Below are 26,397 nucleotides of genomic sequence, written 5' to 3' on the forward strand. Positions count from 1 at the left end.
CCTTTCTTCAAGATAAGACTAAGCGGACTTGTTTATTTCACTCTCAATTGCATCAGCAAGTTTTGCAGCGTTTGATCCCTCAACCATGTCAAGATGATCACCGGGAATCTTAATACAATTCACGCCTTTTGTAGCAAATTTAATCCACCCATAACTGGGATTTTGGGTATCAACTAGCAAGTCTTTCAGTGATTGCGGTGTGCTCTTAAACAATGTGAGTACACCATCGTACGGCCCGCCAGTGTATTTGTCGGATATATTTTTAGTATAATATTCAAGAAGTGTTAGGCGATATCTATATGGAAACGCTTTTGCAAGTAACTTAGTTAATCTTACGTTTAGAATATTATTTCTGGCAATGGCCCCCATCCGAAATAGAGTTTTATGTAGATCGTCTCTTCGAAGACGCAAAAGCTCGTGCTTCAAACGATCATAAACATTGATTTTGCAATTTGATTTAAACTGCGGACTCCATGTATCAATAATTCCCAAAAAATCGACCTGTTCTCCAGATTGTATTAACTGGCGCGCAATTTCGAGCGCAATTAGACCGCCGCCACTATAACCGGCGATAAGGTAAGCTCCTTCTTTTTGATGATTACGAATATAGCGAATGTGATCGGCAGCGGCTTCTTCAATAGAATCATGTGGTTTGTGGCCAAGTATTCCTCGTGTCTGTATGCCAATTACAGGCCTATTAGCGCCAATCAGCTGGCCCAATTGAAGAAGATTGTTTACGTTTCCGCCAATACCGCCCACGAAGAATATAGGCTTCTCAATTCCGCCAGTATGAATTGTAGTTGTTGTATCCCAATTATCGGTAGATGCTTTAGTTTCCGTTTTGGAATTTGGCAAATAGCCTGATGTTAGGATCCTATTCTTTTCAGGTTTTGAGTTTGATTGCTGATCAATACCCAAGTCGATTACCGTCGCGAGTTCGCGGACTGTTGGATTTAAAAAGAGGGTAGAAATCGGCAAATCCAGTGAAAACTTCTGCCGAATTAAGCCAAACACTCTAACGGCAATTAACGAATGCCCGCCGAGTTCAAAGAAATTTGCATTGACACCTATAGATTCTACATTGAGGGTTTTCTTCCAAATATCGGCTAATTCTTTTTCAATTTTTGTATTTGCCGATGTTGAGTCAACAATTTTTGCGCCAAAATCTACTTTCGGAAGAACGCGATAGTCAACTTTCCGGTTCGGTGTAAGTGGTATTTCATCTATTTCCTGAAAAACTGAAGGTATCATGTATTCCGGTAGGATGTGTGTCAGTTTCTTCCGTAATTCAGCATTCGAATTTTCATCCAATGTAGAGGCGACAACATGAGCAACCAGATGCTCATTCCCAAGGCCGTCTTCTTGACGCACAACAGCTGCTTGTTGAATCTCATCGAAGCTTTCCAAGGACGCTTCAATTTCTCCGAGCTCAATTCTGTAACCGCGAATTTTGACCTGCCGGTCAACGCGACCTAGGCACTCAAGTAGTCCGTCTGCCGTCCAACGTGCCAAGTCGCCTGTACGATAGAGACGAGCGCCTTTCTTGTTCGAAAACGGATGAGGTATAAATTGTTGTTTTGTCAATTCAGGTTTACCCAAATATCCAAGTGCCAACCCTACACCGCCAATATAAAGCTCTCCGGGAACGCCAATAGCGACAGAATTGTGATTACTATCCAAAATAAAAATATCTGTGTTTTCAATTGGATGACCGATGGTTACTTTAATATCTTCAATACCTATTTCAGCAACAGTTGACCAGATTGTGGTTTCTGTTGGTCCGTACATATTCCATAAGGATTTGCAATTTGGTGCCAATCGGGTAGCCAATTCTTGAGGTAAAGCTTCGCCGCCGCATAAAATCTTCATATTTGAAGATCCTTGCCACTCTGCATCAAGAAGTAATCTCCAGGTCGCGGGCGTGGCTTGCATGACGTTGATATCGTAAGCGTCTATAAGATCTATGAGGCGGTTACCGTCATAAGTGTCATCTTTATCAGCCAACACCAAGCTTCCACCAGCAAAGAGCGGTAAAAATAATTCAAGGACCGCTATGTCGAATGATACAGTGGTTACAGCAAGAAGAGTATCTTCTGAGGTGAAGCCAGGGAGAGTCGCCATTGAATTCAGAAAATTGATAACTGAGCGGTGCCGTATTTGGACGCCTTTTGGCTTTCCAGTTGAGCCCGATGTATATATTACGTAAGCAAGTGCCTCTTCGCTAATTGAAACGTTCAGGTTTTCTGTGCTTGTTTGCGACAAGATAATTTCATCGAAATCCAATGATATTGTCTTTGGGCCTGTATCCGAAGCCTTTGGCTGCAAAGACCGATGTGTCACAATCACTTTCGTGCCACTGTCTCTGATCATATAATCAATACGTTCAGAAGGAAATTCAGGGTCAAGCGGGACGTATGCGGCGCCCGTTTTTAAGATCCCCAACATACTGACAAGAATATCGGGAGTGCGCTCCAAACAAAATGCGACGAAATCACCTGGAACAACGCCATTATCTTTCAAATGATGTGCAAGCTGATTGGCTCGACTATTTAGTGTGCGATAATCTAACACATGCTCTTTATTAGTGCGGCGCGCCAAATAGGTTATCGCGGTAGCCGCGGGCATTTTCTCGACCATTTCTTCAAATAATTGATGAAGGCCGAGTTGGCTTGGAAATTTCGATGGTTCAGTTTTTCCGAAATCCAGTGTGCTGATTTCATTTGGATCTGCAACAGAAGCCAATTCTCTTATAGGCAAGTTCGGATTTTCAGAAACTTCTGCCAGTAAGGATTCGAAATTTTTCATGTGATGTTTGATTGTAGACGCATCAAACAAGTCTGTATTGTAACTCCATTCCATAGTTACGTTATTCTCGTCTTCCATTATATTTAGGAAAATCTCGAAGTGCTCATGGGTGCGGGGATTTGACGCAAAATCTACAGAAAGCCCCTCAAATTTCATTGAACTTAAATCAATACCATTGTCGAAGTTGAATAATATGGGAGTAAGCATAACGCGCGAGGGGTCACGCAGTGTTTTTAAGTTCTTAATGAGAGTTCCATATGTGTAATGCTGCTGATCAAAAGCATCTAGCATTTTCCCTCTGACGGATTTCATATAAGAACTGAACCTTATTTCATCGTCAATATAGCTCCGAATGGGGAGCAAATTTACACAATGGCCAACAACTCTCTCCATTTCCCGAGCTGGTTGCCCCGCTGAGGTTAGCCCGACAACGAGATCATGCTGTCCGGTTAGACGATAAAGATAAAGATTAAAGGCCGCAAAAAGTATATTGACAAATGTGCCACCAGATTTTGCGCTAGAAGCCCGTAGTGCTGTGACAATTTTTTGATTAATTAAACCATCAATACGTGCACCGTTTGTCGTTTTTAAAGGTGGATGCGGTCGATCGGTCGGAAAATTGAGTGTCGGTACAAAATCACTGAATTGGGTAAGCCAAAAATTTTCAGCTTTTTTAAATCCTTCACTATCCTGCCATTGTCTTTCAACTCGAGCATAATCTACAATGCTTTCCAATGGTCCAAAATTGGCAGATTTATTGGTACTGATTGCCGTATATAAATCACCAATATCATGCATGACGACATCTATCGACCAACCGTCACAAACGATGTGATGCGCAGTGATCACTAGTATATGCTGGGTATCGTTGAGAGCAAGAATTTGAGCTCTGATATATGGCTCACCTTTTTGATCAAAAGGCTTGTCAACTTCCTTGAGCAAGATACTTTCAATTTTCTGCGTTGCTTCTTTACTCCCAAATTTTCTCAAGTCAACAATTGGTACATCGAAGTCTATTTCGGGGCCTATAAACATAGTCATACCATCGGTACTAAACCGGCTGCGCAGCGCATCGTGGCGATTAAAAACCTGTTTGACCGCTTCAACGAGCGCGATAACATTAAGCTTACCTGTGAGATGAAGACGCACTGATTCATTGTAAGCAGTTGACGCTTCTGGATTAATCAGAGTAGCCATCCAGATTTCTTTTTGCGATTCCGTCGTTGGTATTTCGATGGTAGTTAGATCGCTAAGATCTACCTGCGGTGATTGTCCAATTGGCGTAGGAGTTGGGCCAGATAGTAGCGGTGGATATACGTTATCTGCCAACGCTTGGTTGCCAAAAAATCCCGCTGCCATAAGTTCGTCAGCAGATTCCTTGAACGCGGCTATCACGTAGTCAATATCTTCGTCTGTGTGTGCCGCTGTGAGATAGCTGGGGAATTCTTCTAACAGAAAAACCCCTTTCTCTCGCATGTGAGCGAATAGCAAACTACCGTAGGTATTGCCTTCCTCAATTTTTACATACATCAGCGAACCACAATTGGTCATACTAAACGGTAAATCATGTTCCTTAAAGTAATTATCAACAGTTGTGGTAAGACGGTCTCCTTTCGCCCCGAGTACTTTCCAAAAAAACGGGGGCTGGTCTTTTAAGAAAGTCAGCATAGCTTTGACGCTTGCCATGGCAAGAGGATGGCGAACAAACGTGCCAGCGAAAAAGGTAACCGGTTTGTCGGGGAAGGAACCGTCACCATATTGCCATTGACCGCCGTCAAAGGTATCCATGTATTTCGATTTACCGGAAACCACACCAATAGGCATACCGCCGCCAACAACCTTCCCGTACGTAATCAAATCGGCATCGACACCATAGAAGTCTTGGGCACCTCTCAAACCAAATCGAAAGCCGGTGACAACTTCGTCAAAGATGAACAGACTACCAGATTTTTCCGTAATCCGCCGGACATCCCGAATGAATTGTCTTGGTTGAAAGTCTGGCCGCCGGCTTTGTACAGGTTCAACAATTACTGCTGCTAGATCGTCCGCAATTTCCCGGATAATTTCCAACGATTGTGGCATACCATAAGGAAGCACAATCATGTCCGCGGCTGCTTTTTTTGGAATGCCTGGTGCCATCGGTATGGACTTCAATGTCCCATTGGTATTTACTCCACGGACGAGAACTTCGTCAAAATTACCATGATAATCACGTGCAAACATAACGATCTTATCGCGTCCGGTAATTGTTCGAGCAATCCGCATGGCGGCCTGGACAGCTTCCGAACCTGTGCTGACAAAACTAGTTCTATCGTTACCAGTGACTTCGCAGAAAAGTTGGGCGGCTTCCATGGCCACAAGGCTCTGAGGACCAACCTCGTAACCATGTCCTAGTTGCTCAGTTATGGCGTCAACAATAATATCCGGTGAATGACCCAGGAAACCAGGGCCGAAACCATTCAAAATATCGATATACTCATTTCCGTCGATATCCAGAAGCCGAGAGCCCTTAGATTTAACGGTAATTATCTGATAAACCATTTCTTTCCATAGGCGGTTAAAACCTGAGGCTGTTCGTGGATCCGCATAGTATGGTCGGTGCTCTGCGGTTAATTTCTTTGACTCTGAAGTTTTTTCGACATAACGACCGATAAGGTTTTCAATATGGGAAGTTTGTCGTGCGGTAAGCTCAACGCCTGCAACAACCGGTGCGCTCAGTGAAGAAGTAGGAAGAGAAGTGAGAGATAATTTGACGCCCTCAACAACTGGTGTTGAATCTATGTCAGTATCTTTTCCGGCAAGCGGAGCTGTTTTCTCGGACGATGCATTTGCTTCTATATGGGCAATCAGATCGTTGAGTGACTGGAATCCATCTATTAACTCTCGCAAGGTAACCGTTACGCCAAAGGTGTCTCGTATTTCCTTACCAACTTGTGTTAAGAGCAATGAATCAAAACCAAGTTCGAGGAATGAGGCAGAGCTGTCTAGGTCTGCAGTATCCAATCCAGACAATTCACTCAACAGGTCTTTTAGTGTCGCGCCGACGTCAGTTTTCTGCGTTGAATCAACGACTAAACTGCTGATTTGGGTAATTTCCTGGGTGCTGTTCGTTTCACCTAAAGAACCACTTACAATATTTGGTTCGACCCAAAAGCGTTTTCTTTGGTAGGGATAGCTCGGCAGCTTTATGTGGGTGCGCTCACGTCTAGGAGATATTTTTGACCAATCAACGTTGAACCCATGGCACCATAGATTTCCGAAAGCGGAGTGTGCAAAAAGGTCAGAGGGTGTTTCGTCGGTCGGGCTTGGCAGGCTTGCGATGACCGGTTGCGCAGTTCTACGGTTAGGATTCTGACTGGCGAGCGCAGTCAATGTTTGACCAGGCCCAACTTCCACCAAAATATGTTCTGGCGCTTCCCAGAAATTACGAATGGTATCATAGAACCGAACCGTTTGGCGAAGGTGAGAGGCCCAATAATTTGGATCACAGGCTTGCTTATCCGTTAACCATTCAGCTGATACAGTAGAAAGTATTGGTATTTTCGGGGCATTTAACGAGAGCGTACCAACTTCTTGTGCAAAGACATCTACAATTGGCTCCATCATAGATGAATGGAAGGCATGAGAGGTGTGTAAACGCTTTATGGGAAACCCTGCTTCCTCTAGCTCTTTTTCTACTTTTTCCGCAGCTTCAAAAGAGCCTGAAAGGACGCACGCTTTCGATCCATTAATTGCGGCTAGATCAAGCCCTTTGTTCAAAAAGGGCTTTAGTTCTTCTTCTGAAGCACGAACGGATAGCATTGCGCCTTCCGGCAAATCTGACATCAACTGTCCGCGTAAAGCAATTAATTTAAGCCCCTCTTCCAGCGTAAAAACTCCGGCGAGGCAGGCCGCAGCGAATTCTCCAATACTATGTCCGGCAAGACATTCTGGTTCAATGCCCCAGCTTGCCCACTGTTTTGCTAAGGCATAGCCGATGGAGAAAATAGCGGGCTGGGCATAACGCGTATTTTTAAGCTTATCCACCATTGCCGCGCGCACCGCGTCGTCAGGATAAATAATATCCAACAAATTTTCATTTAGGTGTGGTTCAAGCAGGGCTGCGCATTCTGTTAAAGCATCACAAAAGACTTTTTCCGATTGAAAAAGATCTTTCCCCATATCAACATGTTGAGAACCTTGCCCCGGAAACAAAAATGCTATTTTTGAATATTTTTTGGCAGATGCAATTTTGCCCTTGTATTCCAAACACTGACGCGTGAAATCCTCTGCAGATACAGCACTGATTACGGTGCGTTGAGGATATTGACGTCGATGATATTTGAGGGCTTCCGCAATATCGTCAATAGAAAAACTGCTATTTTTCTTAACGAAAGCCCCTAGGTCTTTTATGGCATCTTTAACTGCATCTGGGCTTGAAGCAGAAATGGGAAAAACCTTTATTTTGCAGCTTTTCGCCTGATCTTCAATTTTCTTTGGTTCTGGAGACTGCTCCAATATCATATGAATATTTGTTCCGCCCACGCCAAAGGCGCTGACACCCGCGCGGCGTGGCTGATTATCTGTGTGCCAATGCTGCCGATTGCTTACTGGGAAAAAAGCGCTTTTCTGGAAATTGATATTTTTGTTTGGTGAATGGTAATGGAGCAGAGGTGGAATCTCTCCGTTTTTTACCGTCAGTGCCGCCTTAATTAACCCTGTAACGCCGGCAGCAATATCCAGATGTCCAACATTTGTTTTGGCAGTGCCAAGAGCGCAGAACTGCTCGTCATTAGTCGAACGGGAAAAAGCTTCATTTAGAGCTGCGACTTCAATGGGGTCTCCTAGAGGAGTACCTGTTCCATGTGCTTCAATATAACCAATACTTCTAGCTGTTACCCCCGCAGCCTTTTGAGCCTCAACGATAACGTCGACCTGACCTTTTACGCTTGGTGCGGCATAGCCCGCCTTAGCAGAACCGTCGTTGTTAATGGCAAAACCTCTAATTACGGCAATGATATTATCGCCATTTTCGATGGCGTCGCTTAACCTTCTTAGAACGACCAGACCGGCACCTTCCCCAAAAACCGTGCCGGTTGCTTTTTCATCGAATGTCCGGCAATGCCCATCTGATGAAGCCATGCCGTCGGGTGTATACAAATAATCGCGCTTTTGTGGAAATGTTAGAGACACGCCGCCTGCCAGAACCATATCACTATGTCCTGACTTCAGGCTTTCGGCAGCTTGCGCAACAGCGACCAATGAAGTCGAGCAGGCGCATTGAACAGCGACTGCGGGGCCCTTTAAGTTTAGTTTGTAAGCAATGCGTGACGGAAGAAAGTCCTTGTCATTCCCGAACATGATCGGAAAATTGTTTACAGGGTATCCAGCCGCCAGTTGCTGTGCAAAATTTCTGTCGGAAACCAAATTGTATAGAAGGTAAGAATTTTGGCTCGAGCCTGAAAAGATACCAATTTTTCCGTCAAATCGGTCCGGATCGTATCCTGCATCTTCTAACGCGGTTTGCGCGCATTCCAGCAAGATCCGGTGCTGAGGGTCCATCTGCTCCGCTTCTTTCGGAGGGATGCCAAAATGGTGTGCATCGAATAGATCCGAACCTTCAACAATGCCTCTTGCCTTAACGAATAAATCAGTATCATCGGCAATTGGCGATTTACCGTTTTCAAAATCCAATTCATCAGATGAAAAATGCGATATGGTTTCTTTGCCATCGAGCAGGTTTTGCCAAAATGTCGCTACATCGGGCGCGCCAGGGAATTTTCCGGCCATACCTATAATAGCTATATGGTCGTTATTGGCTTGAGATGCTTTTACTGGTTCTGCAATAAATTCCTCTTTAGTCGAAACCGGTTCTTCTAAATGCTGAGCTAATCCATTGATTGTTGTGTATTCAAAAAAAGATGTAATGGGGAATGTTTTCCCCAACGTGGATTGCAGCTTTTCATGGACTCTGGCAATGTGAAGTGAAGTCGCGCCGAGATCAAAGAAATTTGAAGATAGATCAATATTTTCCGCGTCCAGTATTTCTTCAAAAAACCTTGTCAGAAGTGATGTCATATTCTCCGTAGTTTTGATTTTATTTACGTTTTTTTGCACACCTTTAGTTATATTTTCTTTAGTAGTGCTCCTTAATTCTTTGCGGTCAATTTTACCGTTCGGTGTTAATGGAAGTTTTTCCAATTGATAATACAAATTGGGAATTGCATATGAAGGTAGAAGAGTTGAGAGATAATTGCGCAGCTGCGTATTTTCGATTTTCGAAGAAGCAGAAGAAAAATATGCTTTTAGGATTTTATTTGCCTGATCGGATTTTGAGTCTGCAGTGACAGCGCACTGTAGAATTTCTGGAAAAGAGGCAAGAGCGTTTTCAATTTCGCCGAGTTCGACGCGAAATCCTCGAATTTTGACCTGTGTATCAACACGTCCAATGAATTCTATTGATCCATCTGTGCGCATTTTTACATTGTCACCGGTACGATAGAGTATGAGTTTCGAGTCCCAAGGAGCGAATACGAACTTAGAAGCTGTTAGCCCCGGATTTTGCCAATAACCAAGAGCTAAACCATCGCCACTAGCGCAAAGCTCCCCTTTAGTGCCGGGTTCAACTTTCTCGAGATGTTCGTTTAAGATAAAAACATCTGTACCGTTTATCGGCTTGCCAATTGGTATCGATTTTCCAGGTTTCAAATCGCCTTCAACAATTTGGTGACAACAGGTAAAAGTTGTATTCTCTGTCGGGCCATATCCATTGGTTAACGTGATAGATGGGAAAAGTTTCAATAGCTTCGCGGCATGAATCGGGGAGACAACATCACCACCGGTCAACAATTGTTGAATTGTGCCAAGATCCTCTGGGCGTTCGTCCACTATTGCATGGAAAAGGCCTGCTGTTAGCCATAGGGTTGTTACACCATACTCTCGAATGGTGTCGCCTAGAGCTCGGAGTGATTGATCTGTATTTTCTGGTATGATCAATTCGCAACCATTTAAAAGCGCACCCCAAATTTCGAGCGTCGACGCGTCAAAAGCTATTGGTGAATTTTGGAGAATCTTATGAGTTGGATTTAAGTCAACAAAATCTGGGCTAATTGTAAGCCGCAATATTGCCCTATTTGGAATTATCACGCCTTTTGGATCACCGGTTGATCCGGATGTATACATAATATAAGCAATGGTTTCTTCATCGCTTTTTATTTTTGGAGCGGGAAGAACTTCCGTTGGAAAATCCTGAAATGCGAGAATTTCAACACCCATTTCGTTCATAACGAGACTATGACCGAGAACTAGATTTATATCAGTATCTTTTGCAATGAATGTTAGGCGTGAATCTGGGTAGGATTCGTCTAATGGCACATAGGCTGCGCCGGCTTTCAGAATTCCGAGAAGAGCGACAGCTATCTCAACTCGCCGCTCGGAAGAAATACCAACAAAGTCTCCCTTTTTCACTCCCTTTTTTCTCAGTAGAACCGCTAAAGCAGACGATCGCTGATCCAGCACATCGTAGGTAAGTGTATTCGAACCGGCTCTGACAGCAACATTTTCACCGCAAATTTTTACAATGTTTCGAAATGCATCTAGAATATTGCTATATTCTACTGAATTATTCGATTTTAGAGATCGAGTATTTTTCTTCTCTTCTGACAAGACTTCGTATCTTTCGATTATTAAGGGCTCTCAAGCATTGGTTGAAAAATGTTCCACAAATCACTTTATCGCTTCATCCAGATTAAATAATATTATTTCGCCTTTTTTCCGGTACATTTGCGAGTACAGGCCACTTACACAATTTAAAATCATTTAGATTTTAGTTTTGAGCTACGACTGTTTCTCCATTCAACCCCGAGTATTTGGAAGAATCATGGTAATTGTTTTAAATTAACAAATTATTATTCGTATTTATTCGATACTAAGACAATTCTCGGAGGAAAATCTAACATTGACCTAATTAGCATAAGTTAAATTTTGGAATTCTCAATTCTGGAATCATAGTTTAGTGATTAGATATTGTTCTGTGGCAGATAACTAAAACCTGAAGCAATTTTTAGTTGAATAAATTGCCGCCATTAAAGGTGCGTTGAATATGAAACTGAAAAATATTGTTAAATATCAACTCAGTAGAGTAATTCCCTTGCTTGCGCCTTCTATCCTGAGTGAAATAAAGGCTGACATTAATCCGACGAAAAATACTTGGCTAAAAAAACAAATAATCGATGGAAGAGTAGCTCACGCGACAAAAAAACAAAACTTGAGTCAATTGCAGGAAGCTCATTCACTGTATTGGCAAGGCGAACAGGGTGCGAAATTTTATGGTGCTTTTGATGGGCGATTCGAAGAATGGTTTCGCGACGAACATGCGGTTTTTGAAGTTGAGCTTCAGAACATGATGCACTCCAGAAGAGAATTTAGAACGCTTTTGGAAATTGGTTGCGGTGATGGTCAAGTATTGAATTATTTGTCGAATAGCTTGCCAGGTATTGACCGTGGTATTGGTATCGACATTAATAGCGGAATTATTGAAGAAAATAGAAAGACATATTCTGGAAATTCAAAACTGAAATTTGTTTCTGGCGATGCGGTTGAAGGCATCAAGTCAAATATGGGCAAGAACTGCCTCGTAATGAGTTATGGCGGCGTGCTTGAGTACTTTTCTGAGGAATCGGTAAAAGAAGTATTTAATTTTGTACGGGAAAGCCCGTATCATACTGGCATTGCATTGGTTGAGCCAATATCGCCTGATCATGATTTATCTACAACATTCAACTCCTATGTTTTTGGGCAAGAAAATAGCTTTTCCCACAATCACGAACATTTACTTAAAGAAGCAGGTTTTGAAATTATTTTCGAATGCGAAAAACACATGGCTGATCGGTGGAAAATTATTGTCGCAATATCTTCGTAATACTGGAAACTAATTTAAAAACACCTATCACAATTAGCTATTAGATAAGGGTGCTCAAGTGCAAGCGGGCGCTTCGTGATAGATTTTCACGTTTTTTAATTCGGCCGCTAATTTCCTTCAAGGAAAACCGCAAATAGTGCTATAGTGCTCGAAGTTAGACAACATCGGTTACTTTTGTGCACTTTGCTCATCGGTATGAAAAGGGAACTTGGTGCAGCTTGATGGAAATTGAGCTAAGACCAAGGCCGCCTCGCGACTGTAGACGGATAGCGATTGTTCATTGTCCACTGGCTATTTTGGCTGGGAAGGAGAGCAAAAGCAGCAACCCGTAAGCCAGGAGACCTGCCGGTGTAATTTTTGAGCCCATCGGCTGCCGCAGGAGCAGCTTAGGAGAATATAATGAGTACACTTGTTAAAAATCAGGTAACGGCAGAAATTAATGTTCGCACGATAGCGGCGTTCGTTTTTCTTTTGGGCGCTGGATTGGTTTTCCTGACAGGCTTTGCGCCATCCGCAACTCTTCACAACGCGGCACATGATTCACGCCATACTATGTCTTTTCCTTGTCACTAGGGATTAAAGCATGTTTTTGCGATTTTTGTGGGTCGGTGTCATGGCCGGCATCCTTGCAGGTGTGCCTACAGCGGCTATTCAACATGTAACGACTACGCCCCTCATACTGGCCGCTGAATTTTATGAAAATTCCGAAGCCTCCCATCACGCAGCTGCGCATCAATTTGAAGTCATTAACGCAAATGTCATTTTAGTGCATGGCGATATCAACGAAACCGAAGAAGAAGCCTGGGCGCCAGATAACGGTTTAGAGCGGACCTTTTACACATCAATCGCGACCATAATTACGACAATCGGATACTCGTTGATGTTGCTTGCAGCGATGTTCCTCGCAAAGGGTAAGATTTCACCTCGATCAGGCTTAATATGGGGGCTGGCGGGTTTTACCGCTACAGGATTAGCACCGAGCTTGGGTTTAAGCCCGGAGCTTCCGGGCGCAGCCGCCGCAGATTTAACAGCCCGGCAGATGTGGTGGGGTGGCACCGTTGTCGCAACGGCGGTAGGGCTTTGGCTTGTACTCCGCGTTTCTAAAATTTGGGCAATTATTCTTGGCATTTGTGTTATCGGATTGCCGCATTTAATCGGCGCACCTCAACCAGTGATGCTAACCAGTGAAGTTCCCTCAGAACTGGCAGCGCATTTCGCGTCAAGCTCGCTTGTCCTGCATGCTATTGCTTGGGTGTTCGCCGGATGTGCCGTAGGCTTTGTTTGGCAACGGCAAGAGAAAGCTGCCGAGGGTTGATGTCTTCACCAGATGCTCAAAATAATAAAGTTCCTGAAGTGGTTGGCCGCAATAACCCTTTTGCAATGGTTACGGTTTTCGTTTGCACGAGCTGTGGCTTAATAGAGGGTGCCGAAGATCAGAGCAATTCCGATGGCAGGCGTCTGCATAATGATCTAAAGGCTCTTGCGGCAACGCAGCCTCATATTAGTATCCAATCTGTAGACTGTCTGGCTGTTTGTGATAAATCCGTTACCATCGCATTTACTAGCCCCCAGAAATGGACCTATGTAATTGGTGGTGTTGATGCGGAGGGAGATAGCGAAGGCATACTGTCCGTAGCCCATAGCATCTTGAAATCAGAGAGCGGAGTTCCTGCAATGATCGATCGGCCCCCGTTTTTCCGAAAAGGCGTAATCTCGCGATTGCCGCCAGTGCCTTTCCGATAGCGCGATAGCTAATCAACTATATAAAAGTAATAAACCACAGGTTAGAAGTTCGGATAACAGTGTGCTTTGATTGCATTATACGCCAACAGCTTCGTGAAATGATGGTTAGAATACCTTGACTTCTTGTTGATAAGGTCTACATAGCGCGTACGTGTTGCATTTGTTCTGACTTGCCTAGATGACCGGTACGCCGATTAGCTTCGTTATCCGCTGACAATGTGATCGTTAAAAGACCCCGCTTTTGCATGGTGCGAGGCGAGGAGTTCACGTTGCTATTGAAGGATTAAGATAATGGCTACTGGTACAGTAAAATGGTTCAACCCAACAAAAGGTTTTGGTTTCATTGAGCCTGAAGACGGATCAAACGACGCTTTCGTTCACATTTCAGCCGTAGAACGCGCTGGTTTGAGCACATTGAATGAAGGCCAAAAAGTTTCTTACGAACTTGAAGCTGGCAAAAACGGCAAATCATCTGCCGAAAACTTGTCAGTCGTCGACTAAAGACGAAACGCGCCGCTTCCAATTCGTTGGAAGCGGCTGCTTTGCTTGCGCAAAGAAAATCTAAATTTCCCCCAGAATAAATAACGGTTGGTGTTGTTTTTGATCGCAATCAAAAAACGCTCAAAAAATTCCATAACTTCTGCACCACCTTCGAACTTTTTCCTGTTCCTTTACGCGACTAAATGACGTTATTATAGGTGCTGAAAGGGATTCTTGGCGTTTGGTCAAAAGACTTGCTTTTGTCAGAAAGTTAAATGGCAATTCAATTAGAGAAATGTTGCCCTTGTACAATGACTTCGCATCCTAAGAAAATTTTATAGCTCAGTAATTCGATAGGTGCAGCGCCGCGCTCCTGCTAAAATATGATCTTCCCTGGTAACGAGTGCATCATGCCCGATTATTTCTTGAAATATTTCCAACTCGTTTTTACAAAGACCAGCACAGGCTTTGGCCGCAGAACAAATTGGGCAATGGTTTTCGATTAGAAGCCAACTAGAACCATCTTGTAGTGCTTCTGCCATATAGCCCTCATCCGTCCGAATTTTGGCCAGTGCTTTTATGCGGCCTTCGAGAGTCGTCGTGCGTTTCAGTCGAATGAGATAGTCTGATTTTTGCCGTGCGCCATGGGCTTCTACGATTTTATCGAGACCCTGATTGCCGAAAAGCTCACCCATGGTATTAATCAAGTCCACAGCCAAAGTTTGATGGGCGTCCGGAAAAATACGGTTTGCATCTTCCGTGATGCCCCATATTTTGAGTGGACGCCCGCGTCCCACGGATTGGTTTTCTGAGGAAACCAGTCCTTCGTTTTCCATATCGTAGAGATGAAGTCTGATAGCCATGGGCGTCACGGTAAACTGTTCTGCAAGCGTATGTGCTGATTGCGGACCATTCCGCTTCAGGCTGTCTAATATCATACTTCGACGCGCTGTGTTATCGGGGCTGTTTTTCACCATTTCTTTTTATAAATTATTTGCTTTATAAATTCAAGCTATTATATAAAGAAAATACTTTCTAAAATGGAGATATTTTATGATTAAATTCGAACATGCAAATCTGGTTGTGTCCGATTTAGACCGAACCCTGGTTTTTTTACAGGCCGCGTTCCCCGATTGGGAAGTTCGCGGTAAGGGATCCAATGATTGGTATGGTAAGCCGAGAAACTGGCTGCATTTTGGTACGGCCGATAATTACATAACGCTCAATGATCACGGGGAGGGTACGAATCGTAACCTCAAAGGGCACAGTACTGGACTAGCCCATCTGGGCTTTGCTGTTGATGATCTGGAAAGCCTGATAAACCGCCTAGATAAATCTGGTTTTCAACCGCATCTACAAGGAGATGATAATCAGTTTCGGCGCAACGCGTATTTTTTGGATCCGGCGGGATTCGAATTTGAATTCGTACAGTATTTCAGCGACATCGCCACTGAGAGAAATATGTATAGCTAGTCGCGCTTTCGACTGAGATAATTCGTGCGGCGGATTTGCGTTGGACAGGCCGCCGTTTGACGCCCATCTCTTAATATGGAATTTCGGCACTTCGTGACAGTAATCCAAATTCGCATCTTTTCCGTATAAGCTTTGATAATCCAATTTTTATTTGTCAGATACTTCCATGTATGGCCTGCGCCCAAGTACTTATTTTTTGATTCTATTGCCTTCTTTGGCATTGATTGACCTGGCATTTACTCTTCTTTATGCCGGTTTATCGGGAAATTGGAATGTTCTCGGTCAAGCAACTCTTTTGAATCTTATAATTCTGGGCGGCCTAAACGTCATTGTCGGCCGTATCTTGATCAATCCAGTTCGGCTTGCTGAAGAGAACCAGATTATTTCTAAAAAGAAATTGACGCGGCGGCTGAGGAATCTACCTCGGTTAGCATGTCTGTGGGTATTTTGCCTTACCTTGTTCTTCGTTGGATTGAATTTTTCCTTCGGGACCTTTCTTCTTCCAAAAAATGGTGATTTGGAAGTGCCCAACCAAAAGCTGCTGGCAGCAATAGGTTGGTTTTCCTTTGTTTATGCCTGTCAGTTTTCTTTATTTGCCTACTTTATCGGAATGGATACCGCGGCATACGCGCGTAAGTGGTTGCTGAAGCGCCATAGCCTGGTCCTTCGATCACAACGGAGATCATTCGCGGTGCGAGTCATATTTGGCATGATTATTATTACGTTTCTTCCTGCTTCAATTATCGTTCTGGACGCGTTGTATTTTGTCGATGTACGTGCGTTACAAGGGCTAACCTTGGATCAAGCAATTATACTGGACGTCGCCGCGACGGTTATTACGGCTTGCCTTAGCGTTTTCTTTCTGACCCGATCTTTCACGCAACCACTCAAGCATTTGCAAAATGCCATGGGAGGTATTTCAAATAATTTGGACACTGTGAAGGTCGCCGAAATGACGGACGATGAATTGGGTCAGTTGTCCAGGCAATTTAACAATATGGTCCGAGAGTTAAGAGAGAAGGAGGCCATTCGTGGAACACTGCATAAATTCGTGAACCGGGATGTTGCCAATCTTCTGATCTCGACCGATATGAACGATCCTCGCTTATCTGGCGAACTGCGAATGGCTACTGTATTATTCACGGATTTAGTCGGATTTACTCGGCTCTCTGAATCCATAGAGCCTGTTCAACTCATTGGTATTCTCAATGAATATTTCGATACCGTTTCAAAAACCGTCCGGAAACATGAAGGGCTTGTGTTGAACTATAGCGGTGACTCTGTTTACGCCATTTTCAATGTACCTAAAGAAGATCCTGATCACGCTGAAAATGCTGTCCGGTGTGCTTTAGAACTGGATGAAATATTGAAGGTAACCGGTTTTTCAAACGATATCTATTTACCGACCCGTATTGGAATCAATAGCGGATCCGTAGTTGCGGGCCTTGTTGGTACCGATCATCGACTGGAATATTCTGCCTATGGTGATGTGGTAAATGTGGCGTCGCGCCTGGAAGCCATGAATAAAGATCTTGGAACAACGATATTAGCCAGTGGTGCAACCTGCGCTCTTGCCTCCAATTTGACGGATGCAGGCGTTGTTTTTACCTCAAAAGGAGCAAAATCGGTGCGCGGCAAAACTAACAAAATTGATGTTTATGAAATATCGGATGTTTAAAAATTGAATAGCACCTATTGCACCAATCACCGTATATTTTTATTGACATGTTGAGTACACTCCTAAGATTAGAGCTTTAATCTGGCAGTAACTTGCCCTAAGTATTCTAGGTCTTCCATTATGATGTTAATGTTGCGTTTTCTTGGGAAGCATTCTGCCATCATCTTGGCCGCCGGTGTCGTCGTCGCTTTCTTTTTACCGGAACTTGACACTTATCTGATGCCGGCTTTCCCCGTGCTTGTATCTGCTTTGCTTGGGATCGCGTTTTTACGCGTTGATTTTGCCCCCGTCGTGGCGCAGTTGAAGAAACCCAAACTTCTCTTAAGCGTTCTTGGGGCAATGTTTATTTTGTCCCCATTAGTTATGATGGGAATCGTATTAGTCACATCGCCGCCGCCGGATATTGCTCTAGCACTTATGATGTTTGCTTGCGCACCACCGCTTGCGTCAACAACCAACATTGCCTTGATGATCGGCATGGACAGCGCAATCTGTCTTAACGTTACAGTAGTCGGCGCTCTTCTACTTCCCTTTATTGCTCCGCCAATACTCACATTATCTGCAGGGTTCGACATCGATCTTGATGCCTGGACAATTTTTATCAAACTAGTTTATATCGTTGGCGGGGCACTGATTGTCAGCAGTATTCTTAGGTACACCTTGGGTGTTGATCGAATTCGCCGGAACGGTGTGATATTTGATGGCATTACAACAATTTTGCTACTTGCCTTTTTGATGGCAGTTATGGGCCCCGGCAGCGCTGTTCTAATCAAAGAGCCTAGCGTCGCTATCATGGTTTGTCTCATTGCCTTGGCAGCGAATTTTGGAACAAACATTGTATTTGCTTTTGTGGCGGAATTTTTGCATTCAGGTAAGTTTAGGAAACCGGAAAAAATGCCAGCGAGTATTGGCTTGTTGGCGGGCAACCGTAACTTTGCGTTGATGGTACCGGCTCTGCCTGCAGATGTTTTCGCAGGAGTGGTGGTTTTTCTGGCTTTTTATCAGGTGCCAATTTACCTGACTCCATTACTCGAAAGATGGATTTTTAAGGAGTTTCGCAAGAGTCCAGCGCCGAAAATATAATATGTATCAGTAATTGTATAATCAACGTGGATAGATGAGAGAAGAATATTAAATGTTGAGAACAGGGATCATCGCCGGCGGCGGAATTGGGGGGCTGGCGACGGCGTTGGGACTTGCGCAAAAAGGCATAAACTCAATCGTTCTGGAGCGAGCATCTCGATTTGGTGAAATTGGTGCCGGTATCCAATTGGGCCCCAATGCTTTTCATGCGTTTGATTATCTTGGGATTGGAGATCAAGCAAGATCGCAGGCTGTATATATCGATAAATTGCGCTTAATGGATGCAGTTTCGGCGGAGGAAATAACACATATACCGCTTGGTGAAGATTTTCGTGCCTTTTTTGGCAACCCTTACGCTGTCGTCCATCGTGCTGACTTACACATGGTTCTTTTGAAGGCTTGCGAGGAGAGTGAACTGGTCCAATTGCGCACAGCCCAAAATGTTCAGTCATACGAAAATATATCAGATCATGTTCGCGTTAGCATAGAAGGAGAGCACGACGTCGAAGGTGATTTTTTAATTGCTGCAGATGGCTTGTGGTCTAAAATTCGTGGGCAACTCGTTGGTGATGGGAATCCGGTTGTCTCGGGACATACTACGTATCGTTCCGTTATTCCGTTTGATCATATGCCGGAAGATTTGAGGTGGAATGCGGCGACGCTCTGGGCTGGTCCCAAATGTCACATAGTGCACTACCCGCTTACCGGCTGGAAGTATTTCAATCTGGTTGTGACTTATCATAATGATGCACCTGATCCGGTGGCTGGAAAACCCGTGGCAAAGGAGGAAGTACGTCAGGGATTTGAGCATATTCATCCTAAAGCCCGGCAAATTATAGAGCACGGGGACGATTGGAAGCTTTGGGTTCTGTGTGACCGAGAACCAATTGATCAGTGGCGTGATGGCAATGTCGCTTTGCTGGGGGATGCAGCGCATCCTATGTTGCAATATTTTGCACAAGGTGCCTGTATGGCGCTGGAAGATGCTGTTTGTCTGGCTCATATGATGGATAACAACGCCACAACAAGCGAAGCGCTTGCAGCCTATGAGGCACAGCGTGTCGCTCGTACAGCCCGTGTTCAAATAAGTTCACGTTTGATCGGTGAATATATTTACCATCCCGACGGGGCAAAAGCTAAGGTTCGAGACCAAGTCTTACAATCATGGCGTCCGGAAGAATATTATCAGCGTCTTGACTGGATTTATGGAAAAACCGGGCTGGGCTAGAGGATAAATAATGACCAATAAAGATAAGCCCGCTTTGACGACTGAAAGAGAGCGGTTCTACGAGAAAATTGATAAGGAGCATCTGGCACCGCTTTGGACTGTCTTATCTGACCTTGTAACACCGGAGCCCAGCAGTGCCTGCGTCCCTCATCTTTGGCAATATGGACCTTTGAAACGCTATTTGTTGGAATCGGGGGGATTGATTACGGCAAAAGAGGCGGAGAGAAGAGTACTTGTCCTGGAAAATCCTGGGCTGCGCGGAACCAGCAAAATAACGACTTCGCTGTATGCCGGACTGCAACTGGTACTGCCTGGTGAGATTGCGCCAGCACATCGACACACTCAGTCCGCATTACGTTTCGTAATGGATGGTGCGAACGGACATACCACCGTTGACGGCGAAAAGACGATTATGAATTTTGGAGATTTCGTGATTACGCCACCTATGGCGTGGCATGATCATGGTAACCAAAGTGAAGAGCCAATGGTTTGGTTAGATGGTCTTGATATTCCTATGGTGTCTTTGTACGACGCTTCTTTTGCGGAAACATTTGACCAAGACGCGCAACCCTTGAGCAAGGGGACAGGGGACTCATCAGCTCGATTTGGGGCGAATATGCTGCCGGTGGATTTTAATGCAACCGGTTTAGCGTCTCCGATTTTTAATTATCCCTATGCGCGAAGTCGGGAAAGCCTTGATGTCATGAGGCGGCAAGAGGAATGGGATCCTTGCCACGGGCTCAAATTGCGATATATCAATCCGGTGGATGGCGGCTTCGCCATGCCGACCATCGGAACCTATTTGCAACTCTTACCCAAGGGTTTTTCCACAGCGCCGTACCGGTCAACTGACGCGACAATATTCGTTGTGACGGAAGGACGTGGATTAACGATTATCGATGGTCAGAAATTTGACTGGGGACCGAAGGATATATTTGTTGTTCCCAGTTGGAAATGGGTCACTCATGTTGTTAGTGACGATGCGGTACTGTTTAGTTTTTCGGATCGTGCCGCACAGCAAAAATTAGGATACTGGCGTGAAGATCGTCAGCATAATTAACTGATAGAGGAAAAAATATGAGTATTGAACGTATAGGCGTCGGATCCCGGATGAGCCAGGCTGTTATTCATGGGAGCACGGTTTATCTCGCTGGACAAGTTGGCATTGCAGGAGAGAGTGTCACGGCGCAAACCGAAGTTGTCTTGAGCAAGATAGATAGCTTGCTTGATAAAGCAGGCACAGATAAATCAAAGCTATTGCAAGCTACAATCTGGCTTAAAGACATGAAGGACTTTGCGGAAATGAATGCAGTCTGGGATGCCTGGATTGATCCCGTAAACCCGCCGACCCGGGCATGCGGTGAAAGTGCGCTCGCGACACCCGATTACACAGTCGAGATTATTGTTGTTGCGGCAAACTAAGAACCATATCTAAATGCTGGGGAACCTAGTTCCTCAGCGTTTTTCCAGTATCAAGCATGCTGACAATTCTGGCTTGAGTTTCTGGAGTTTTTGCGAGGGTTAGAAAAGCTCTGCGTTCGGCATCAAACAAATCTTGCTCGCTTGCTTGAGTGCCGGCTTCGCATTTGCCACCTGTGACGATGCGACCAATTTCAGTACCTACCGTTACATCATGGGCCATTACCATACCTTTATCTTTTGCCGTATTAAGCCAGTCCTGCATCTTATCAAAGGATGCTTTGCCCGCGAGAGAAAGTGGTGCGCGCGGCGCTGCTTTCTTGACGTTTGGCAACGCGGCGAGGGCAGAGCTTAGCAATCTATCCCGGTTCATCAGAAATTCGTCGCCTGTTCTTAACATCGCTTGCTGTTTCGCGAGGACGGGTGAAGTGGCCGTGCGCCCCATCCCAATGTTCATAAAGGCATTCCAGGCTGCTTTCTCCATGTTTTCAGTTTTTTCATGCCACCGATAAAGATTTTCCTTGCAGCCGCCGCCGCCTGGGACAACACCAACAAGAGACTCCACCAAACCCATCACCGAATTTGCGTGACAAATAACATGATCGGCATGCAGAACGACCTCAAATCCACCACCGATGGACAATCCTGAAGGGGCAGCGATGACAGGAAGTGGGCAGTCCCGCATTGACAGGACTACCTGCTGAAAATCTTGATCAAGAAACTGATCGAGTCCGTCATAATCTTCTCTTTCAAAAAACGCTCTGACACCACCGAGATTCACACCACAGGAAAAATGCTGTGCATCATTATGTACAATTATCCCGCTAAGGCCGTGTTTAGGCGCTTGCGTGATGGCATCTCTCAAAATGTGCATGGAATTGCCGTCCAACGCGTTCGCCTTGCTGTGGAATTCAACCACGGCCGCACCTTCATATTCGAACCAGCTGGCTGATGCATTCTTGTTTACTGGAATGAGGGTTTGGCGAACTTCTGAAAAGCGTAAGACGCCATCGGCTCTAATTAACGGATGAAATGCACCATCTTCCCACTTATTCTGAAGGACAGTATTGTCGACAGTGTAGAAACTTGATCCTCGAGTTTTCTGAAGAAAGGGCGGAACTTCCGATCCTTCCAATTCTAGTCGATCTATGAAGCGATCAACACCAATCTGGTCAATAAGTTCAAACGGCCCGTGTATCCAGTTATAGCCTAGCTTCATGGCATCATCGATTGGAACCGGATCGTCCCCAATCTCTGGGACCAGAGATGCTGCATAACAAAGAGATTGTGATAAAACACGCCATGCATATTCACCATATTGGCTATTGTCGTTAAACAGTTCGATAACGCCATTGCGTTCGGCACGCGCTGCTAGGGGTAAATCCAGTCTTTCAAAAGCAACGTAATCTTCACTGTTGAGATCGAGGACTTCCCGTTCACCATCTTTTTCGCGATAGAACCCTTGTCCTGATTTATTGCCTTTTCGGCCGTCCGCAATCATTTTCGTCATTAATGGAAGAGGGCGACCATATTTGTGAAATGCATCATGAGCCGGTAAAATGTTAACGAGGCTTTGCGCCACATCGGCCATCAAATCGATACCGATCAGATCGTAGAGACCAAATACACCTGTTTTCGGGATCCCCATAGGGCGCGAGAAAAGTGCATCGGCTTCCGTTGGGGAAAGCCCCATATCAAAGGCAGTATGTAAGGCGCACTGAATGGCAAAAACACCAACACGATTTCCGAGAAAGCCTGGTGTATCCGCACATATGACGACACCTTTGCCAAGTTGTTGCTCGCAGAATGTATCAAACATTTGCACTATATCGTCACGCGTATGTTCACCACGCACCAGCTCTAAAAGGCGCATAAAGCGCACTGGATTAAAGAAATGTGTAATGGCAAAGCGTTCTGCGAAGGATTGCGGTAAGCCTTCTGTTAGCAACCTGATAGGGATTGTTGACGTGTTAGATGTTACAATAACGTCGTCACTACATGTCTTGTTAAGTTGTCTGTACAGGTCTTGTTTGATATCCAGGCGCTCAACAATGGCCTCAGCCACCCAATCGCAATCCGCCAGTTTATGAAAATCATCGCGTGTGTTGCCAATCTCAATACGATTACCCGCTTCATCACTCATCAGTCCAGGGGACGCCGGATCTCGCAAACGCTCCATTCCTCGTTCGGATAATGCATTGACAGACGAACCTTCACTTGGCAAATCGAGCAAGAGCACATCGATACCAGCATTTGCGACTTGTCCAGCAATGCCTGATCCCATCGTGCCGGCACCGATGACGGCTACCTTTCTTATTTTTTTCGTCACGCTTGTTTTTCCTCAAGTGATTGGATAAAAGTTCCCATGGCCTCAAGGCATTGGGCGGGTGCTTCAACCGGCAGCATATGCCCCGCATTCTCTATGATTGTTGCTGTGACCCCTAAGTCCGCAGCAAGAGCCAATCCAGATTTAACGGGCGTCATTTTATCTTCCGCCGCAAGAATAACGTGAGTTGGGCATTTAATTTCTTTAGATCGTTGAGCCCCGAGCGAATAGTTACTGCAAGCGATGAGATCTTTTGCGAGAGGATTTTTAGACATGATTTGACGGCCGACTGCAATAGGCTGTTGGCCTGGGACGGGGCTCATGCCCATTTGTGTACGTTGCCCGAAACCCCATTGTAGCATCATCCCTGCAGCAGTATCAGGAGATTTTTGAGCAGTTTCGATGAGTGCAGGATTTACGGGAATAGCGGCCGCTGTTGCGACGGCGGTAATTGATTGCAAGCGGTTGCCCAATCCTGTGGCAGCTTCTAAAGCGATGAGAAAACCTTGCGAATGCCCGACCAGATGCACGTACTCAGCGCCAGCGGCGTCAACTATCTTCGTCAACCAGTTGCCCATTGCTTCAACACTATCAAGAGGCTCTCCAGACGACAAACTATGGCCCGGTAGATCGGGAGCTAAAACGGAATAGCCGTGAAAGGCAAAATATCGAGTTTGCAGTGCCCATGCCCTGTGATCCATACCGGCACCGTGAAGAAATACAATTGTTGGCTTGTTCGCATCGAACTCAACGCCACCGGTCGCGACGAAAATTTCCTGATTATCAACTGTTAAATACATGGCTTAATTTTCCGCCTTCGCCGCGACTTTCGCTGCGGCTTTTATGCCTAAGGCAAAATCAGCCTTAATATCTTTGAATGTCTCGATGCCAACAGACACTCGGATCATGTCCGGGCTTAATCCGCCGGCGCGCATGGCGTCATCATCCAGACGTGAATGTGTCGTACTCGCCGGATGCAGGACCAATGTCCGGGCGTCGCCAACATTAGCTAGATGAGAGGAGATTTTGACATTTTCAATAAACGCGGCGCCAGCATCGCGACCGCCTTTTAAGCCAAAACATAGCATGGATCCCGCACCCTCTGGGAATAGTTGTTTCGCAAGACCATGAGTAGTGCTTCCCTCTAGATCTGGATGGTTAACCCAGGCAACAGCTTCCTGTTCGGCCAGCCATTGGGAAAGAGCATGCGCATTAGCAACATGTTGTTTCATGCGTAAGCTGAGCGTTTCTAGTCCTTGTAGAAAGAGGAACGCGGAATTTGGACTCATGGACGGGCCTATATTCAGCATGGTTTCGACGCGTATCCGCATGGAAAGGGCAGAGGGTCCGAACTCGTCCCAAAAGCGAATACCATGATAGGGTTCAAACGGCTCTGTCATAGTGGGGAAACGACCACTTGCCTTCCAATCAAAGCTCCCCCCGTCGATGACAGCGCCGCCAATTGCAACGCCATGCCCTCCAATCCATTTCGTGACGGAGTGAATGATAACATCTGCACCATGATCGAAGGGGTGGCAAAGGGCTGGTGTTGCGAATGTTGCGTCAACTATGAGGGGGATACCGGCGGTATGGGCAACCGCGGAAATCATAGGAAGGTTCGAAACCTCTAGGCCTGGATTACCGATGGATTCACAGAAAACCATCTTCGTATTTTCTTGTATCGCAGCCTCAAGTGCTTCCTGGTCGTTAATTGAAACGAATGTACAATCTATGCCAAATCGTTTCAGAGTATTTTGGAAAAGCGTTACACTAGATCCATAAATCTGCGATGCACTGACAATATGATCACCGGCAGAGCAGAGACTCACAACTGTCGCAAATATAGCGCTCATACCCGAAGCGGTACAAACGGCGCCGACACCGCCTTCTAAAGCAGCTAATCTCTGCTCCAATGTCGCTACTGTTGGATTGGTTAAACGGCTATAGATGTGACCTCCTTTTTCAAGATTGAAGAGTGCCGAACCCTCATCGACACTGTCAAAAACATAGGAGGTTGTTTGATAAATTGGCACGGCACGGGCGCCATGTTCGGCTTCTGGCTGATAACCGCTATGCAATGCGATTGTATCTGGACCCAAAAATGAAGATTTGGTCATTAATTATCCTTTTAAGCCGAGTGCCTCAAAATCAAACGGTAGTTTCGCTACTCGAGCTTGTTTGAGCCCTTCACTACTAAGGACATGAACATGTGTTTGTGAAGAAATAGCGGATAAATCGCATAACGCAAAGGCTAATTGTGATTGGTAACGAGGCGACCAAACCAATGAGGTGATTTCTCCGATCACAGATTCATCCTGATAAATGAAATTGTCCAGGAAATCGATCGGCTGATTGACGACAATGCCAACAAGTTTCTTTTTTGAATATCGAGTGCGCAGGGCATTGATACTGAGGCTGTCAATATCAGCATCTAGGCTGACATACTGGTCGAGGCCGACTTCAAACGGCGTCGTTTCAAACCCCATATCACTTCCGAAAGAAAGCAGACCACTTTCCATTCGTTCGATTTGATTTGGGCAGCCGGGGCCAACATTCAAATCTTCACCAACCCGGAAAAGCTCGTCCCAAAGGTCACGACCGAGAGCGGCGTCATTTACATAGATTTCAAAACCGCCTTGTTTACTCCAGCCGGAGCGGGCAACCAACATATCCGTGCCTTTGAAGGAAAGCATTTTATAGCGGAAAAAACGAATATCATGCACGTCGCTGCCAAATATCCTTGCTGTCAATTCCTCCGCTTTAGGACCCTGAATACCAAGTGGCCAAACATCTGGTTCAGAAATTTGTACGTTTAGTCCCAAGCCGGCCGCCAATCCTTTAGCCCAAAGAATGACATCTGTGTCGGCAATGGAAAGCCACCAGAGATCATCGTTATGCTTGATAGCGATAGGATCATTGATCATTCCACCGGTTTCATCACAAAGCGGAACATAAAAACACATACCAGTTTTTGCTTTAGAGAGGTCTCTTGGTGTCATCTTTTGCACTAGTTTTTGCGCATCTGGTCCCGCGATTTCGACTTGACGTTCACAAGACACGTCCCAAACTTGTACATGTTCACATAAATGCTGGTAATCTTCTTCCAAACTCCGAAAGACAGTTGGCAGCAGCATATGGTTGTAAACAGTATAGTCTTTTACCCCGCAGGCTTCGACACGGCTTGTAAATGGAGTTGAACGGAGTCGCTTGGACGTTGTGATATGTGTCGCCATCGTAGCCTCACTTCATTAGAGCATAGTTGG

At 45.2% G+C, this 26,397-nt stretch carries 17 protein-coding genes and 1 riboswitch; of the genes, 11 read left to right on the top strand and 6 right to left on the bottom strand.

Going from position 1 to position 26,397, the window contains the following annotated elements:
* Positions 1-18: 18 nt before the first annotated feature.
* Complete coding sequence (locus V7723_RS05645; protein WP_335683464.1) at positions 19-10,449, bottom strand: non-ribosomal peptide synthetase/type I polyketide synthase; 10,431 nt, start codon at positions 10,447-10,449, stop codon at positions 19-21.
* A 436-nt stretch (positions 10,450-10,885) separates the two neighbouring features.
* Here V7723_RS05645 and V7723_RS05650 point away from each other — a divergent pair, with 436 nt between their 5' ends.
* From V7723_RS05650 to V7723_RS05670, 5 genes are all read left to right on the top strand, one after another.
* Positions 10,886-11,704, top strand: coding sequence for a class I SAM-dependent methyltransferase (locus tag V7723_RS05650; RefSeq protein WP_335683465.1), 819 nt, complete (start codon positions 10,886-10,888; stop codon positions 11,702-11,704).
* 148 nt (positions 11,705-11,852) lie between these two features.
* Positions 11,853-12,068, top strand: a riboswitch (cobalamin riboswitch).
* Positions 12,069-12,103: 35 nt separating this feature from the next.
* Complete coding sequence (locus V7723_RS05655) at positions 12,104-12,277, top strand: CbtB domain-containing protein (protein WP_335683466.1); 174 nt, start codon at positions 12,104-12,106, stop codon at positions 12,275-12,277.
* A gap of 10 nt (positions 12,278-12,287) precedes the next feature.
* Positions 12,288-13,019, top strand: coding sequence for a CbtA family protein (locus V7723_RS05660; protein ID WP_335683467.1), 732 nt, complete (start codon positions 12,288-12,290; stop codon positions 13,017-13,019).
* Positions 13,019-13,447, top strand: a complete 429-nt coding sequence (locus V7723_RS05665; protein WP_335683468.1) for a DUF1636 domain-containing protein — start codon at positions 13,019-13,021, stop codon at positions 13,445-13,447. Before V7723_RS05660 ends, V7723_RS05665 begins: the two co-directional genes overlap by 1 nt.
* A 291-nt stretch (positions 13,448-13,738) precedes the next feature.
* Entirely contained in the window at positions 13,739-13,948 is a 210-nt protein-coding gene (locus V7723_RS05670; RefSeq protein WP_251935827.1) for a cold-shock protein, read from the top strand.
* Between the two features lie 314 nt (positions 13,949-14,262).
* Here V7723_RS05670 and V7723_RS05675 read toward each other — a convergent pair whose 3' ends face one another.
* Complete coding sequence (locus V7723_RS05675) at positions 14,263-14,865, bottom strand: helix-turn-helix transcriptional regulator (protein ID WP_335683469.1); 603 nt, start codon at positions 14,863-14,865, stop codon at positions 14,263-14,265.
* 115 nt (positions 14,866-14,980) lie between these two features.
* On the opposite strand from V7723_RS05675, the gene V7723_RS05680 reads away from it, so the two are divergent.
* The 6 genes from V7723_RS05680 to V7723_RS05705 all read left to right on the top strand — a co-directional run bounded on the left by V7723_RS05680 (position 14,981) and on the right by V7723_RS05705 (position 20,811).
* A complete protein-coding gene (locus tag V7723_RS05680) occupies positions 14,981-15,400 on the top strand; it encodes a VOC family protein (protein WP_335683470.1) in 420 nt (139 codons plus the stop codon).
* A 166-nt stretch (positions 15,401-15,566) separates the two neighbouring features.
* Complete coding sequence (locus V7723_RS05685; RefSeq protein ID WP_335683471.1) at positions 15,567-17,078, top strand: adenylate/guanylate cyclase domain-containing protein; 1,512 nt, start codon at positions 15,567-15,569, stop codon at positions 17,076-17,078.
* 120 nt (positions 17,079-17,198) lie between these two features.
* Positions 17,199-18,161, top strand: a complete 963-nt coding sequence (locus tag V7723_RS05690) for a hypothetical protein (protein ID WP_335683472.1) — start codon at positions 17,199-17,201, stop codon at positions 18,159-18,161.
* A 52-nt stretch (positions 18,162-18,213) separates the two neighbouring features.
* Positions 18,214-19,389 (top strand): 3-hydroxybenzoate 6-monooxygenase, encoded by a 1,176-nt coding sequence (locus V7723_RS05695; RefSeq protein ID WP_335683473.1) that lies wholly within the window; start codon positions 18,214-18,216, stop codon positions 19,387-19,389.
* A gap of 10 nt (positions 19,390-19,399) precedes the next feature.
* Positions 19,400-20,449 (top strand): gentisate 1,2-dioxygenase, encoded by a 1,050-nt coding sequence (gtdA, locus tag V7723_RS05700; protein ID WP_335683474.1) that lies wholly within the window; start codon positions 19,400-19,402, stop codon positions 20,447-20,449.
* 17 nt (positions 20,450-20,466) lie between these two features.
* Positions 20,467-20,811, top strand: coding sequence for a RidA family protein (locus tag V7723_RS05705; protein WP_335683475.1), 345 nt, complete (start codon positions 20,467-20,469; stop codon positions 20,809-20,811).
* 25 nt (positions 20,812-20,836) lie between these two features.
* On the opposite strand, the gene V7723_RS05710 is transcribed toward V7723_RS05705, so the two are convergent.
* The 4 genes from V7723_RS05710 to V7723_RS05725 are packed head-to-tail and all read right to left on the bottom strand — an operon-like array spanning position 20,837 to position 26,367.
* Complete coding sequence (locus tag V7723_RS05710) at positions 20,837-23,137, bottom strand: 3-hydroxyacyl-CoA dehydrogenase/enoyl-CoA hydratase family protein (RefSeq protein WP_335683476.1); 2,301 nt, start codon at positions 23,135-23,137, stop codon at positions 20,837-20,839.
* Positions 23,134-23,934: an alpha/beta fold hydrolase gene (locus V7723_RS05715; RefSeq protein WP_335683477.1), complete on the bottom strand. Its 801-nt coding sequence runs from the start codon at positions 23,932-23,934 to the stop codon at positions 23,134-23,136. The genes V7723_RS05710 and V7723_RS05715 overlap by 4 nt, the downstream gene beginning before the upstream one ends.
* 3 nt (positions 23,935-23,937) lie before the next feature.
* A complete protein-coding gene (locus V7723_RS05720) occupies positions 23,938-25,251 on the bottom strand; it encodes an O-acetylhomoserine aminocarboxypropyltransferase/cysteine synthase family protein (protein ID WP_335683478.1) in 1,314 nt (437 codons plus the stop codon).
* 3 nt (positions 25,252-25,254) lie between these two features.
* Positions 25,255-26,367 carry a dimethylsulfoniopropionate demethylase gene (locus tag V7723_RS05725; RefSeq protein ID WP_335683479.1) on the bottom strand — a complete coding sequence of 371 codons (1,113 nt, stop codon included), beginning with the start codon at positions 26,365-26,367 and terminating at the stop codon, positions 25,255-25,257.
* Positions 26,368-26,397 lie beyond the last annotated feature (30 nt).

This window comes from Sneathiella sp. (assembly GCF_036960985.1).
Classification (GTDB): Bacteria; Pseudomonadota; Alphaproteobacteria; order Sneathiellales; family Sneathiellaceae; genus Sneathiella.

Coding starts and splice junctions, on each gene's coding strand:
- V7723_RS05660 (WP_335683467.1), top strand. CDS start 12,288: ATGTTTTTGCGATTTTTGTGGGTCGGTGTCATGGCCGGCATCCTTGCA.
- V7723_RS05685 (WP_335683471.1), top strand. CDS start 15,567: ATGTATGGCCTGCGCCCAAGTACTTATTTTTTGATTCTATTGCCTTCT.
- V7723_RS05715 (WP_335683477.1), bottom strand. CDS start 23,934: ATGTATTTAACAGTTGATAATCAGGAAATTTTCGTCGCGACCGGTGGC.
- V7723_RS05655 (WP_335683466.1), top strand. CDS start 12,104: ATGAGTACACTTGTTAAAAATCAGGTAACGGCAGAAATTAATGTTCGC.
- V7723_RS05690 (WP_335683472.1), top strand. CDS start 17,199: ATGATGTTAATGTTGCGTTTTCTTGGGAAGCATTCTGCCATCATCTTG.
- V7723_RS05675 (WP_335683469.1), bottom strand. CDS start 14,865: ATGATATTAGACAGCCTGAAGCGGAATGGTCCGCAATCAGCACATACG.
- V7723_RS05650 (WP_335683465.1), top strand. CDS start 10,886: ATGAAACTGAAAAATATTGTTAAATATCAACTCAGTAGAGTAATTCCC.
- V7723_RS05665 (WP_335683468.1), top strand. CDS start 13,019: ATGTCTTCACCAGATGCTCAAAATAATAAAGTTCCTGAAGTGGTTGGC.
- V7723_RS05670 (WP_251935827.1), top strand. CDS start 13,739: ATGGCTACTGGTACAGTAAAATGGTTCAACCCAACAAAAGGTTTTGGT.
- V7723_RS05705 (WP_335683475.1), top strand. CDS start 20,467: ATGAGTATTGAACGTATAGGCGTCGGATCCCGGATGAGCCAGGCTGTT.
- V7723_RS05695 (WP_335683473.1), top strand. CDS start 18,214: ATGTTGAGAACAGGGATCATCGCCGGCGGCGGAATTGGGGGGCTGGCG.
- V7723_RS05725 (WP_335683479.1), bottom strand. CDS start 26,367: ATGGCGACACATATCACAACGTCCAAGCGACTCCGTTCAACTCCATTT.
- V7723_RS05680 (WP_335683470.1), top strand. CDS start 14,981: ATGATTAAATTCGAACATGCAAATCTGGTTGTGTCCGATTTAGACCGA.
- gtdA (WP_335683474.1), top strand. CDS start 19,400: ATGACCAATAAAGATAAGCCCGCTTTGACGACTGAAAGAGAGCGGTTC.
- V7723_RS05720 (WP_335683478.1), bottom strand. CDS start 25,251: ATGACCAAATCTTCATTTTTGGGTCCAGATACAATCGCATTGCATAGC.